This window comes from Streptomyces sp. NPDC051963, assembly GCF_044593495.1.
Lineage (GTDB): Bacteria > Actinomycetota > Actinomycetes > Streptomycetales > Streptomycetaceae > Streptomyces.
In genome coordinates this window covers 1,062,141-1,074,885 of record NZ_JBIUCC010000001.1, presented here as the reverse complement: position 1 = coordinate 1,074,885, position 12,745 = coordinate 1,062,141, and the positions used below count along the sequence as shown (strand labels likewise).

Annotated in this window: 10 protein-coding genes; 4 read left to right on the top strand and 6 right to left on the bottom strand. The window is 73.3% G+C overall.

Annotated features, from left to right (window positions below; genetic code table 11):
• The first annotated feature begins 54 nt into the window (after positions 1-54).
• Together ACIHFB_RS04555 and ACIHFB_RS04550 are read left to right on the top strand one after the other, a co-directional pair.
• On the top strand, positions 55-2,784 hold the full coding sequence (locus ACIHFB_RS04555) for an ATP-binding protein (protein WP_400125179.1): 2,730 nt from the start codon (positions 55-57) through the stop codon (positions 2,782-2,784).
• A 108-nt stretch (positions 2,785-2,892) separates the two neighbouring features.
• Positions 2,893-4,308 (top strand): FAD-binding oxidoreductase, encoded by a 1,416-nt coding sequence (locus ACIHFB_RS04550; RefSeq protein ID WP_400125178.1) that lies wholly within the window; start codon positions 2,893-2,895, stop codon positions 4,306-4,308.
• Positions 4,309-4,311: 3 nt separating this feature from the next.
• Here ACIHFB_RS04550 and ACIHFB_RS04545 read toward each other — a convergent pair whose 3' ends face one another.
• Positions 4,312-5,007, bottom strand: a complete 696-nt coding sequence (locus ACIHFB_RS04545; RefSeq protein WP_400125176.1) for an HAD family hydrolase — start codon at positions 5,005-5,007, stop codon at positions 4,312-4,314.
• A gap of 46 nt (positions 5,008-5,053) precedes the next feature.
• Positions 5,054-5,530, bottom strand: a complete 477-nt coding sequence (locus ACIHFB_RS04540) for an Lrp/AsnC family transcriptional regulator (protein ID WP_365269924.1) — start codon at positions 5,528-5,530, stop codon at positions 5,054-5,056.
• Between the two features lie 195 nt (positions 5,531-5,725).
• Between ACIHFB_RS04540 and ACIHFB_RS04535 the strand changes: the two genes are divergently transcribed.
• Both ACIHFB_RS04535 and ACIHFB_RS04530 read left to right on the top strand, forming a co-directional pair.
• Entirely contained in the window at positions 5,726-7,216 is a 1,491-nt protein-coding gene (locus ACIHFB_RS04535) for an FUSC family protein (RefSeq protein ID WP_400125174.1), read from the top strand.
• Between the two features lie 351 nt (positions 7,217-7,567).
• Entirely contained in the window at positions 7,568-8,602 is a 1,035-nt protein-coding gene (locus ACIHFB_RS04530; protein WP_365269918.1) for a lactonase family protein, read from the top strand.
• A gap of 76 nt (positions 8,603-8,678) precedes the next feature.
• On the opposite strand, the gene ACIHFB_RS04525 is transcribed toward ACIHFB_RS04530, so the two are convergent.
• From ACIHFB_RS04525 to ACIHFB_RS04510, 4 genes are all read right to left on the bottom strand, one after another.
• A complete protein-coding gene (locus ACIHFB_RS04525) occupies positions 8,679-9,602 on the bottom strand; it encodes a hypothetical protein (protein ID WP_365269915.1) in 924 nt (307 codons plus the stop codon).
• Positions 9,603-9,733: 131 nt separating this feature from the next.
• Entirely contained in the window at positions 9,734-10,663 is a 930-nt protein-coding gene (locus ACIHFB_RS04520; protein ID WP_400125605.1) for an N-acetylglucosamine kinase, read from the bottom strand.
• A 104-nt stretch (positions 10,664-10,767) separates the two neighbouring features.
• A complete protein-coding gene (locus ACIHFB_RS04515) occupies positions 10,768-11,445 on the bottom strand; it encodes a uracil-DNA glycosylase (protein ID WP_365269912.1) in 678 nt (225 codons plus the stop codon).
• Between the two features lie 64 nt (positions 11,446-11,509).
• The gene (locus ACIHFB_RS04510) at positions 11,510-12,595 is read right to left on the bottom strand and encodes a WD40/YVTN/BNR-like repeat-containing protein (protein WP_400125171.1); all 1,086 of its coding nucleotides are present in this window, start codon (positions 12,593-12,595) and stop codon (positions 11,510-11,512) included.
• Positions 12,596-12,745 lie beyond the last annotated feature (150 nt).

The following is a 12,745-nucleotide window of genomic DNA, read 5'->3' as shown; positions in this document are numbered from 1 at the left end:
CCGGGCTGAAGCTTGCCCGCGCCGTGGGCGGCCCCGGGTGGCAGAATCTGCCCCGTGGATTGGGGGATCCTCGAGCGCGAGCCCGAGCTGGTGCGACTGGCCGCGGCCGCTCAGGAGGCGGCGGACGGGGCCGGATCTGTGGCGCTCGTCTTCGGAGAGGCCGGGATCGGCAAGTCGAGCCTGGTGAAGGCGATGCCGGACCGGCTGCCCGGCGGCGCGCGCATCCTGGTGGGCCAGTGCGACGACCTCGCCACCCGGCGTCCCCTCGGCCCGTTCCGCGACCTCATCGGCAGCATCGGTGGAGAGCTGGCGCAGGCCGTGATGGAGGGCGTCGACCGGCATCGGGTGTACGAGGCCCTGCAAGGGGAGTTGGCCGGCGTACCGCATCCGGCCGTGCTCGTCGTCGAGGACGTCCACTGGGCCGACGAGGCGTCGCTGGACGCACTGCGGTTCCTGGTACGCCGAATGGAGCGGTTGCCCGCGGTCCTCGTCCTCACCTACCGGGACGACGAGTTGAGCCGCGAGCACCCCCTGCGGCACCTGCTGGGCCAGGTGTCCCGCGCGGACCGCGTGCACCGCCTGCCGCTGGCCCGGCTGTCCCGGGACGCGGTGCGCACCCTCAGCGCCGCCAGCGGCCTCGATCCGGCGCAGGTGTACGACGTGACGTCGGGCAACCCGTTCTTCGTCGCCGAGGTCGTGGCGGAGGGCGGCACCGCGGGAGTGCCGCCCACGGTCGTGGACGCGGTGCTGGCCCGGCTGCGCGGACTGGACGGTCCCACCGGGGACGCCCTGGAGCAGCTCGCAGTAGTACCCTCCGCCGTCGAACGTTCCCTGGTCGAAGCGCTCTTCGCGGACGGCGTCGCCGTACCGGGCGGGCGTGGTGAAGCGCCCCGCAAGGGGCGCGGGACCGTGTCCGACATGCGGCTGCCGCCGCGATGGGGGAGCGACCAGCCCCCGCCGACCCGCAGCAAAAGAACTGCCTATCCAGCGGAGCTCCTCGCGGCGGCCGAGCAGCGCGGTCTGCTGGCGGTGACCCCGGAGCGCGTCGCGTTCCGGCACGAGCTGATCCGCCGTGCGATCGCCGACTCCCTGCCCGCGGCACGCCGGATCGAGCTCGACCGCAACGTCCTCGCGGCGCTCGTCGCCCGGCCCGGGTCCGACCCCGCCCGCATCGTCCACCACGCCGCCCAGGCCGGCGACCGTGACGCCGTCGCCCGCTACGGACCCGACGCGGCCCGGGACGCCTCCGGCGCCGGCGCCCACCGTGAGGCCGCCGCCCATCTGCGGCTCGTGCTGCGGGAACGGCAGCGCTACGCCCCGGCGGAACTGGCCGACCTGCTGGAACGCTATGCGGTGGAGAGCTACACCATCGCCGACTCGGCCGCCGCCGTCACCGCCCAGCGGGACGCCGTAGCCCTGCGCCGCTCCCTCGGCGACACCCTCGCCCTCGGCTCCGATCTGCGCTGGCTGTCCCGTATCCAGTGGTGGGCCGGCGATCCCGAGCAGGCACAGGCGGCCGCGCGGGAGGCCATCGCCGTACTGGAGCACGCAGGTGACGACCGGCTGTTGGCGCTCGCCCTGAGCAACACCTCGCAGCTGCGGATGCTGGCCGACCGGTACGCCGAGGCGATCACGTACGGCGAGGGCGCCATCGAGCTGGCCCGCAAGGCCGACGACCCGGCGATCCTCGCGCACGCCCTCAACAACGTGGGCAGCGCCCGCTGGAAGAGCGGAGACCCGAGCGGGCGTGCGCAGGTCGAGGAGAGCCTCGACGTGGCGCTCGCCGCGGGCGAGGTCGAGCACGCCTGCCGGTCCTACGCCAACATCATCTGGACGCTGCTGGAAAACGTCCGGTATGCCGAAGCTGATGCCTTTCTGCCCCCGGCGATGGAACTGGCCGAACGTGCCGAACACGTCGGCTTCCTCAACTATCTGCACGTCGAGCTGGCCATCCGCCGGCTCGCGGCCGGGGACTGGGACGACGCCGAGAAGCACGCCGAGTTCGGCATGCACGACTTCGTGCCGGCCCGCTGCCCGGCACTCACCGTGCTCGCCCGCGTCCGCATCCGGCGTGGTCGGCCCGGCGCCGGCGAGCTCCTCGCGGAAGCCTGGAAGCTCGCCGTGCGCACGGGCGAGCTGCAACGCACCGTGCCGGTGGCGGCCGCGCGGGCGGAGGCGGCCTGGCTGCGCGGGGATCACACGGCCGTGGCGGAAGCCGCCGGACCGGTCCACGCACAGGCCCACCGCCTCGCGGTCGGCCCCTACCAGGCCGAACTCGGCCACTGGCTCGCCAAGGCCGGACACCGCGTCCCGGCCGACGGCTCGGACCATCCGTACGCCGTGCAGGCCGCCGGAGACTGGCGCCGGGCGGCGGCGCTCTGGCGGGCCGCGGGCTGCCCGTACGAGCACGCCGCCGCCCTCGCGGAAAGCCCCGCCCCGGCCGACAAACTGACCGCACTCGCCGCCCTCGACACCCTGGGCGCCGAACCACTGGCCCGCCTGATCCGCACCGAACTGCGCGGGCTCGGCGTCCGCCACATCCCCCGAGGCCCGCTCGCGGCCACCCGGGGCAACCCCGCCGGCCTCACCGAACGCCAGCTCCAGGTCATGCGGCTGCTGGCGGACGGCCTGACCAACCTCGAGATCGCCCATCGGCTCGTCGTCTCGGTACGCACGGTCGACAACCACGTACGGGCCGTGCTGGAGAAGCTGGACGCCCCCACCCGACGGCAGGCCGCCGCGCGTGCGGCCGAGCTGGGGTTGCTGGCGGAACCCGAAACGTAGGTATGCCGTCGGCCCGAGCTGGGTGACCCGCACGGATGCCCGGAAGGCCCTGCCCGTACTAGAAACATGCGAATCCGACCGTATTCGGACACAGGAACGGGGAACCGCATGTCCAGCACACCAGCCCAGGCGGCACGCCGCGAACTGACCGGCTTCACCGGTGACTTGATCGGACCCGACGACTCCGGCTACCCGGAGGCCCGCGCCGTCTACAACGGCATGATCGACAAGCGTCCCGCCCTCATCGCGCGCTGCGCGGACGCCGACGCCGTGGCCCGCGTGATCGCCTTCGCCCGCGCCCAGGATCTGCCGCTCGCGGTCCGCGGCGGCGGCCACCACGGAGCCGGGCTCGGCACCGTCGACGGCGGAGTCGTCGCCGACCTGTCCCCGCTCAAGGACGTCCACGTGGACCCCGAGGCCCGGACGGTCCGGGTCGGCGGCGGCTGTGTGTGGGGTGAGGTCGACCGCGCCACCAACGCGCACGGACTCGCCACGCCCAGCGGCATCATCTCCACGACCGGAGTCGGTGGCATCGCGACCGGCGGCGGTCTCGGCCATCTCACCCGCAAGTGCGGGCTGACCATCGACAACCTGCTGGAGGCCGACGTGGTGCTGGCCGACGGCCGGCAGGTGCGGGCCGCCGACGACGAGAACAGCGATCTGTTCTGGGCGATCCGTGGCGGCGGCGGCAACTACGGCGTCGTGACGTCGTTCCTGTTCCGGCTGCACGAGGTGAGCACGGTCGTCGCCGGACCGACCTTCTGGCCCGTCGAGATCAGCGCCGAAGTCCTCACCGCCTACCGTGACTTCCTGCCGAACGCACCCCGCGAGCTCAGTGGGTTCTTCCTGTACGGCAACGTCCCGCCCGCCCCGCCGTTCCCCGAAGAACTCCATCTGCGCAAGATCGCCGGCGTCGTGTGGTGCTACACGGGCGACGACACCGAAGCCGCCGCCCGTGAGATGGCCCCGCTGCTCGACGCGCTGCCGGAGCCGCTGCTGCACGCGCCCGGTCCGATGCCCCACCCCGACATGCAGTCCATGTTCGACGGGCTGTACCCGCCGGGCCACCAGTGGTACTGGCGCGCCGACTTCGTCAACGAGATCCCGGACGAGGCCGTCGAACTCCACGCCAAGTTCGGCGCCGAGGTGCCCACGATGCAGTCGACGATGCACCTCTACCCGATCGACGGCGCCGCCCATGACGTCGGGCCCTCGGACACCCCCTGGGCCTACCGCGAGGCACGCTGGGCCTCTGTCTACGCGGGTGTCGACCCGGATCCGGCCAACGCCGACCTCATCAAGCGGTGGACCGTCGACTACTTCGAGTCCCTGCACCCGTACTCGGCGGGCGGCGCCTACGTGAACATGATGATGGACGAGGGCCAGGAGCGGGTCCGCGCGAGCTATCGCGGCAACTACGACCGCCTGGCCCGCATCAAGGCCGACCGCGACCCGGACAACGTCTTCCGCCTGAACCAGAACATCCAGCCGGCCCCGAAGCCGCGGTACGAGGCCCGGCCCTGAGGGTCAGGCCGGTGACGTGGAGTGCAGGAGCCAGTCGTACGCGGTCCGTGCCGTGAACTCCGTCTGACCGCCGCGCAGGAGCATCCCCGCGGTCGCGAACTCCGGGGCGTCGGCCTGCGCGGCGACATACGGGATCGCGATGCAGCGCATCCCGGCCGCGTGCGCGGCGGCGGCACCCGGCGCCGCGTCCTCCAGGACCACACAGTCCGCGGGGGCGGCGCCGAGCCGGCGGGCTGCCTCCAGGAAGACGTCGGGGGCGGGCTTGCCGCGCTCGACCTCGTCGGCGGAGACGACGGTGCGCAGCTGGGCGTCCAGGCCGGTGCCGGCCAGGATCGCCTCGATGGCCTCGGGCGACGAACCCGAGGCCACGGCCATGGGGACGCCCTCGCCGGCCAGCCGCTCCACGAACGTACGCATCTCCGGGTACGCGCGCGTGGCGGTGCGCGCCAGCTCCAGATAGGTGCGGTTCTTCGCGGCGAGGAGTTCGGCGACCGAGGCACGCAGGCCGTACCGCTCCTTCCACAGCGCCACCGTCTCCTGCGTGCTGATCCCGACGTACCGCTCGTGGTCCGCCCAGGTGAAGTCCGGGACGCCGCGCTCGGCGAGGACCTGACGGCCCGCTTCGAAGTAGTTGGGCTCGCTGTCCACGAGCGTTCCGTCGAGATCGAAGATGACCGAGGTGGCGCCGAGACTGTTCATGGGGACCAGGATGCCAAGGGGCGTGCGTGCCGGGTCCGGCAGGTGATCACTTCGCGGCCGTGCGGCCGATCGACTCGACCAGCGGCAGCAGCCGGTGCGGGACGCGTTCGCGCAGCGCGACCTCCGAGCGGGTACGCACCACGCCCGGCAGACTGATCAGCTTCTGGATCACATCCTCCAGGTGCGCGTTGTCCCGTGCCACGACCCGGGTCAGCAGATCCCCGCCGCCCGTGATCGAGAAGGCCTCGACGATCTCCGGTACGGCGGCGAGGGCGTCACCCACGTCGTCGAGATGGCCCTGTGTGACCTCGATGTGCACGAAGGCGAGCACCGGGTGGCCGAGGGCGGCGGGGGAGAGGCTCGGGCCGGTCCCGGTGATCACGCCGTCCCGCTCCAGCCGGTCCAGGCGGGCCTGCAAGGTCCCGCGGGCGACGCCGAGGATGCGGGCGTACTCGCGCACGCTCGTGCGGGGCTGCTCCAGCAGCAGCCGCAGGATGCGGGTGTCGAGCTCGTCCACGGCCATGGCGCGCCGCCTCCTCGTCCTTGGTCCGTTGGCCCGTCGGTGGACGTGCCGTGTCCGTTATACCTGTGCCAATGGTCCAGCATTCCGGACGGCAGTTGAGCCAGGTGGGTCGTTGATGCTGTGATGGGCACGTCGATGGCGCTGCGGATACCGCGGCGCCTTTTTCATGCCGGTGCCGAAGGGGGCGGGGAAGCAGTGCTGAAGAGGGTGTTCGTGGCTCCGGACCCGGGCCGGATGCGGCTGCGCTTCGCCGTCCGTGCCGTCCTCGGCATCGGCCTCGCGGTCGTCGCCTGCGGCCTTGCCGGACACTCCCTTCCCGGTGCCGTCACCGGCGGGCTCGCCGCGCTGCTCGCCCTGTTCACGGTCACCGACGCCACCGTCCGCGGGCAGGCCGTCACCACCGCGCTGCTGCCCGCCGTCGGCCTGCCCGTCCTCGCCGCCGCGGCCGAGCTGCACGACCAGCCTGTGGCCCGGGACCTCACCTTCCTCGCCGTGGTCGGCGCGGGCGTCTACGCGCGCCGCTGGGGGCCGCGCGGCCACAGTCTCGGCGTGTTCGCTTTCATGACCTACTTCGTGGCCCAGTTCCTGCACGCCACCCCGGGGCAGCTGCCCGAGCTGTACGCCGCCGTCCTGCTGTCCGTGCTCGCCGCCTCGGCGGTGCGCTTCGGGCTGTGGTGCTACGAGCGCCTCCTGCCCCCGGCGCCCGTGCCCGCCCCGCCGGCCGGCACCGGACTGTCCCGCGTGACCACCCGCCAGGCGATCCAGGCGACCGCCGGCGCGGGCTTCGCCCTCGTCGTGGGCCAATTGCTCTCCGGGGAGCGCTGGTACTGGGCCGTCGGCGCCACCTGGTGGGTCTTCGTCAACACCACCTCGCGCGGCGAGACCCTCGTCCGTGGCTTCCGCCGCGTCCTCGGCACGGTGATCGGCATCGGCCTCGGCCTGCTCGTCGCCGTCCCGCTGCACGGGTCCGCCGTCCCCACGGCCGTCCTCCTCGCCGCCTGCGTCTTCGGCATCTTCTACACGGCCGCCGTGTCATACACCTGGATGATGCTCTGCGTGACGGTGCTCGCCGAGCTCCTCTACGGCCTCCTGGGCGTCCTGGAACCCGCGCTGCTCGCACTGCGGCTCGCCGAGACCGGTGTCGGGGCGCTCGGCGCCGTACTGGCCGTGCTCTTCGTGCTGCCCGTCACCACCCACACCGTCACGCACGCCTGGATCCAGCGCGCCCTGCGCTGCGTCCACGCCTGCGCCGCCGAGGCAGCCGCCCGCCTCGCCGGAGACGACACGGCCGACCCCACCGCCCGGGTCGCCGACCTGGAGCAGCTGCTGGGCCGTGTGCGCCTCTCCGTCGCCCCGCTGGTGCACCCGCTCAACCCGATGCTCGGCCGCAAGCACCGCGCCCGCCGCGTCCTCGCCCTGCTCGACGACTGCGCCCGCGAGATCCGCGGCCTGGCCGCCATCACCGCCGACCCCGAGGCCTCCCACGACGCCCGCCTCGCCGCCGCGTGCTGGCGAGTGGAGGCCGCGGTCGAGGCGCTCACGGGAGGTGGCGACGTCGCCGTGTCCACCGCCGGAGCATTGGCGACGGAGCCTGCGCTGGCGCATCTCCATGGCGTGGAGCGGGCCCTGGGGGACTTGGCGAAGCCGTTGCGAGCGCCGTCGCGGTCGCCGCTCGTCGGGGCGTGAGTTCGCACGACGCGCGGCTCGCCGTGGCGGGTCGGCGAGTGGAGCTCGCCGTCGGGGCAACCACGAACCCGTTGCGGGCGCCGTCGCGCTCGCTGCCCGTCGGGGCGTGAGTTCGCACGACGTAGGGCTCGCCGCGGCGTGCCGGCGAGAGTGGCGGCCCTGGTCGAGGCGCTCAGTGGAGGTGGCGACATCGCCGTGCCCGCCACTGGCGAAGCTCCAGCGGGCTCCTCGCGATCCCCGCTCGCCGGGCCGTGAAACCGTTCGCGCCCCCTGGGCCCGCTTGGTCTAGACCGATCGTGATCGACTGCTACCGTCACCCGGGACACCACAGGGCGCCGAGAGGGGACAGCGGTGGGAGACGGTGGCAGGCGGCAGCGGCGGGCCTTTATCGGGTCGTTCACGGCGGCCGGAGGCCCAGGGATCGTGACGGCGGCCGTGGACCCGCACACCGGCGCGCTCACCGTCCTGAGCAGCGTGGACGGTGTGCCCGACCCCTCGTTTCTGGCCCTGTCGCCCGACGGGGACACGCTCTACGCGGTCAGTGAGACGGCCGAGGGCGCGGTGGCCGCGTACCGGATGAACGGCGACAAGCCCGAGCGGGCCGGACAGCCGGTGCCGGTCGACGGCAGTGGGCCCACCCACCTCAGCGTGTTCGACGGACACGTCCTGACCGCCAACTACGGCTCCGGCAGCGTCAGCGCCGTGCCCGTGCGCGCCGACGGCACCCTGGCCCCGGCCCCGTCCCACGTGCTCCGGCACACCGGCTCGGGACCGCACACACCCCGCCAGCAGGGCCCGCACGCCCACCAGGTACAGCCCGACCCGAGCGGGCGATGGGCGGTCAGCGTCGACCTCGGCACGGACTCCGTCCGCGTGTGCACGCTGACCGACGGAAGCCTCGAACTGCACCGGGAGATCGCGCTGCGCCCGGGCTCCGGACCGAGGCACCTGGCGTTCCACCCCCGCGGCACCTACGCGTACGTGCTCAACGAACTCACGCCGACCGTCACCGTCTGCCGCTGGGACGCCGTGGACGGCTCGCTGAAGCCGCTGGCCGAAACTCCGGTGCTGGCGGGGCAGCCGGCCGGCGACGCCTACCCGTCGGGCATCGCCGCCTCGCCGGACGGCCGCTTCGTGTGGACCGTGACCCGCGGCGAGGACGTGGTGTCCGCGTTCGCCGTCGAAGGCGAGGAACTGCGGCTGGTGGGCACGGTGACCTGCGGCGGCCACTGGCCGCGGGCCCTCACCGCGGCGGACGGCTTCCTCTACGCGGCGAACGAGCGCTCCGGCGACGTCACCTGGTTCACCGTCGACCCGGACTCCGGCCTGCCGCGCCCCGGCGGTCTGATCGAGGTGACGGCCGCCTCCTGCGTGGTCATCGGCTGACCCGCGGCCGACACGCCGAGGGCCCGCTCCGTTGCCAGGAGCGGGCCCTTCGGCGTCGTACGGAATCCCGCGAGGATCAGCGGACCGGCGTGCCCTGCGGCTGCTGCGGGGCGATGCCCAGCGCCGTCGTGTACTTGGCCAGCGCGAGCTTGCCGATCGCCGGGTACGGACCGAGCGGCTCGGCGGCGGAGCAGCCCGCCTCCTTGGCCGCCGCCTCGACCAGGCCCGGGTCGATCTCGGGACCGATCAGATACGGCGCCAGGGCCAGCTGCTGCGAGCCCGAGTTGCGCAGCTGCTCGGCCACGGACGAGATCGAACCCTCCTGGTCCAGCGCCGCCGCCATCACCGGCACGGCGAGGCGCGCGGCGAGCAGCATGCCGGTGATCCCGGCCGCCTGCACGGCCTCCTCACCGCCGACCGAGGCCAGGACGATGCCGTCCGCGGCGGTTGCCACCGTGAACAGACGGGCGCGGTCGGCGCGGGCCAGACCGGCCTCCGACAGGCGCACGTGCAGTGCCTCGGCGAGCAGCGGGTGCGGGCCGAGCACATCGGCCAGATCCGCCGCGACACGGCTGTCCATGACGGCCTGGCGGACCCGGCGCAGCAGCGCGGCGTCCGGACCGGCGAGCAGCGGTACGACGACGGCGACCGGGCCGTCCGGCTCCTTGGCGTCCACACCCGCGGCGCGGGCCTGCTCATAGCGGGCCGTGCGCTCCTGCGCGGCGTACGCGAGCACGGACGTGAGCGTGGGGAACTCCGCGTCGTCGCCGTCGAGGTATCCGATCCGCGCGTCCAGACCGGGGAGCTCGGAGCGGGCGATGCTCACGACCTCCTCGGACAGGCTGCGCGTGGCCGCGCTGGGCGTGCCCGGCACGGCGAGCACGAGCGCGGGCGCGCCCTCGGGAGCCGCCAGGGGCTCGGGTCGGCGGTGCCGCCCGGGCTGACGAGGTCGCGGCATTCGTACTGGCAGGCCGGACGCGGGCCCAGTGGGGGAGCTCATGGCGAGGCATGTTACTGGCTTCCTGGGCTCCCCTGTTCGGGGAGGGTGCAGGTGAGCGGTATCCGTCCGGTTTTGTCTGATGAGTTACGGTCGGATCAGCAGTGCTCAGCGGGTACCGGTCGGATTGTGGGTCAGTCCCCCTTCGTGGTGACCACGGTCAGCATCGCCTCGTCACCCGGCAGGGTGAGTGCGCCCGCCGCGAGGTCGGTGGCGATGCGCACGGCCCCGTCCAGCGGATCGCCGGCGGACGCGACCCGGCGCGCCTGCGGCAGCCGTCGGGCCAGCTCCTCCTCCAGCGGTACGACGAGAGGGGCGCCCATCTTCAGCAGCCCGCCGGTGACGGCGACTCGGGCGTCCGCGCCGGCCGGGCAGACGGCGGCCGCGGACTCGGCCATGTGCCGGGCGGCCGTGCGCAGGATGTCCGCGGCGACCGGGTCACCGCCCGCGCACTCGGCAACCTGCGGCACGAAGGAGGCCAGGACGGCGGGCCGGTCCGGGCGGGGATACAGCTTGCCGGGCAGCCCGGGCATCGGGCCGAACGTCTCCTCGGCGCACGCCAGCAACGCGGCGGACCCGCCCGGCCGGCCGTCGTACGCCCGCAGCGCCGCCTCCAGCCCGGCCCGCCCGATCCACGCGCCGCCCCCGCAGTCGCCCAGCAGATGGCCCCAGCCGTCGGCGCGACGCCAGCACGTCAGATCCGTGCCGGTCGCGATCAGCCCGGTACCGGCGGCGACCACGGCACCGGGCCGCGGCCCGAGCGCGCCGACATACGCGGCGACGGCATCGGCGACGAGCGCGACCGTCCGCACACCGAGCTCGCGCCGCAGCGCACCCGGGAGTTCGGCGCGCAGGGCATCGCCGAGCGTGGAGAGCCCGGCGGCATCGATGGCGGCCGTGCCCAGATCCTCCACGCCGGTCTCTGCGGCCAACGCCCGGACCATGGGCAGCAGTTGCTCCATCAGATGCCCGGGATCAATGCCACGGGCCCCGGTCCGCACCGGCTCCCGCGACTCCCGTCGGGCCGTCACACCCCCGTCCAGGCGCGCCACGACGACACGCAGGCCGGAACCGCCCGAGTCGACGGCGAGGAAACCGCCCGTGGCCGCGGAATGTGCGGGACGTACGGGAACAGGCGGGGCCGCATCCGCTCCGGCCCCCGCACCTGTCACGGCAGACGCCAGTCCACCGGCTGACCGCCCTGTTGGATCAGCAGATCGTTGGCCCGGCTGAAGGGACGGGAGCCGAAGAAGCCGCGGTCGGCCGACATGGGGGAGGGGTGGGAGGACTCCACCGACGGGAGGTTGCCGAGCAGTGGGCGGAGGTTGCGGGCGTCACGGCCCCAGAGGATCGACACCAGAGGCTTGCCGCGCGCCGCCAGCGCCCGGATCGCCTGCTCGGTGACCTCCTCCCAGCCCTTGCCGCGGTGCGCGCCCGGACTGCGCGGGGCCGTGGTGAGCGCTCTGTTCAGCAGCAGCACGCCCTGCTGGGTCCACGGTGTCAGATCACCGTTGGACGGCTGGGGCAGCCCCAGATCGGTGTTCAGCTCCCGGAAGATGTTGATGAGGCTGCCGGGCAGCGGACGCACGTCGGGTGCGACCGAGAACGACAGCCCCACCGCGTGTCCCGGCGTCGGATAAGGGTCCTGTCCCACGATGAGGACACGGACGTCGTCGAGGGGTTGCTGGAAGGCCCGCAGGACATTCGGTCCGGCCGGAAGATAGGTGCGTCCCGCGGCGATCTCCGCACGCAGGAACTCGCCCATCTCGGCGATCCGTCCGGCGACGGGTTCCAGGGCCTTGGCCCAGCCCGCTTCGACGATTTCATGCAAGGGTCGTGGTGCCACGGGCGTCACCCTACTGCCGTACGGGCAGCGGCGATCAACCGGTGGCCAAGGCCGGCCGGAGCGCTCAACCCACCACCGCCGCACGGACACACAGCACATCCGGCAGATGCGACGCGAGCTGCTCCCAGCTGTCGCCGTCGTCGGCGGAGGCGAACACCTCGCCGTTGCGGTTGCCGAAGTAGACGCCCGCAGGGTCCCCGTCGTCCGTGCACAGCGCGTCGCGCAGCACCGTGCCGTAGTGGTCCTCCTGCGGCAGTCCCGCCGACAGCGGCTCCCAGGTCTTGCCCGCGTCCGCCGTGCGGAAGACCCGGCATCGGTGGTCGGCGGGCACGCGGTCCGCGTCCGCGGTGATCGGGAACACATACGCCGTGTCACCGCGGTGGGGGTGGGCGGCCGCCGCGAAACCGAACGTGGAGGGCAGGCCCTCGCCGATGTCCGTCCAGTGCGCGCCCGCGTCGTCGCTTCTGTAGACCCCCCAGTGGTTCTGGAGATACAGCCGGTCCGGGGTCGCCGAGTCCTGTGCGATCTTGTGGACGCACTGCCCGAACTCCGGGTTGGGATCCGGCAGGAACACCGCGGAGACACCGGAGTTGGACGGTGACCAGCTGGCGCCGCCGTCGCCGCTGCGGAACACGCCCGCGGTCGAGACGGCGACCGTCACGGCCTGGGGGTCGCGCTTGTCGGTCACCACGGTGTGCAAGCCCTCACCGCCACCGCCGGGCACCCATTTCGAGCGTGTGGGGTGTTCCCACAGAGGGCGGACGAGCTCGAAGGTCTCGCCGCGGTCCTCGGAGCGGTACAGCGCGGCCGGTTCCGTGCCCGCGTACACCACGTCCGGTTCCGCGGCGGCCGGGTGCAGCTGCCACACCCGCTCCAGTGAAGCGCCGGTGTCCTTGGGGAACTTGACGGCCGGCTGGGACGGTTCGGTCCAGGTCCGGCCGAGGTCGTCGGAGTGGAACACGGACGGACCCCAGTGTGAGCTGTCGCCGCCGGCCAGCAGCCGCGGGCGGTCCCCACGCGTGTCGACCGCGACCGAATAGATGGCCTGGGCGTTGAAGTAGGGACTCTCGTCGAACTCCCAGGCACCATCGCGCCTGCGCCCGATGAACAGGCCTTTGCGCGTGCCCACGGCGAGCAGTACCTCGGTCATGCCGATCACCTCCGCTGTGCTTCGACGTCTTTGTCTCAGACACCGGCCAGTCTGCACCCCACCACTGACAGTCACCTCTGGAAACGACGGCCGCGCAGGTCAGGGTGGTGCAGTGGCCGCAGTGGGGCGGCGCACGGCTCTGGTCTCCGT